Annotated in this window: 1 protein-coding gene; it reads left to right on the forward strand. The window is 64.9% G+C overall.

All coding sequences use genetic code 11. From position 1 onward, the window contains the following. Positions 1 to 117: 117 nt before the first annotated feature. The coding region (gene nrdD / locus I5I_RS13970; protein WP_036321099.1) for an anaerobic ribonucleoside-triphosphate reductase at positions 118 to 973 on the forward strand (856 nt) is incomplete at its 3' end.

Consider the following 973-nt stretch of genomic DNA (forward strand, 5'->3'; position numbering starts at 1 on the left):
TTTTGCACGGCGCATGACTCCCCGACACGCCCACATCTGGACGCGACAGCGACTCACGCCCCCACATATTGTGGTCAGACCAAGCTCACCTCCCTAGATATCGAAGGCAGGATCATCATGACCTCCCCCCGTTCCGTCTCCGTCGCCGAGACCATCGACGAGTACCTCGCCCGCGCCGACTGGCGGGTCAACGCGAACGCGAACCAGGGGTACTCGCTGGGCGGCATGATCCTGAACGCGGCGGGAAAGCTCATCGCCAACTACTGGCTCGACGAGGTCTACGCACCCGAGGCGGGCACCGCACACCGCGAGGGCGACCTCCACATCCACGACCTCGACGTCTTCGCCGGCTACTGCGCCGGGTGGTCGCTGAGGATGGTGCTCGAACAGGGCTTCAACGGCGTGCCCGGCAAGATCGCCTCGGCACCTCCCCGCCACTTCTCCAGCGCCCTCGGCCAACTGGTCAACTTCCTCGGGACGCTGCAGAACGAGTGGGCCGGTGCGCAGGCGTTCAGCTCGTTCGACACGTATCTGGCCCCCTACGTGCGCATCGACGACCTGAGCTACGACGAAGTGCGCCAGGCGATGCAGGAGTTCATCTTCAACCTCAACGTGCCGTCCCGCTGGGGCACGCAGACACCGTTCACCAACCTGACCTTCGACTGGGTCTGCCCCGACGACCTCGCCGATCAGCATCCCCTCGTCGGCGGCCGGGTGCAGGCGTTCGCCTACGGCGACCTGTCCGCAGAGATGGCCGTCATCAACCGCGCCTTCATCGACGTGATGACCGAGGGCGACCAGGACGGCCGCGCCTTCACGTTCCCCATCCCGACCTACAACATCACGAAGGACTTCGACTGGCACGGCCCCAACACCGACGCCCTCTTCGGGATGACGGCCAAGTACGGCCTGCCCTACTTCCAGAATTTCGTGACCTCCGAGACTCTAGAGGATCCCCGGGACCGAGCTCAAT

The sequence above is a fragment of the Microbacterium sp. B24 genome, assembly GCF_000333415.1.
Classification (GTDB): Bacteria; Actinomycetota; Actinomycetes; order Actinomycetales; family Microbacteriaceae; genus Microbacterium.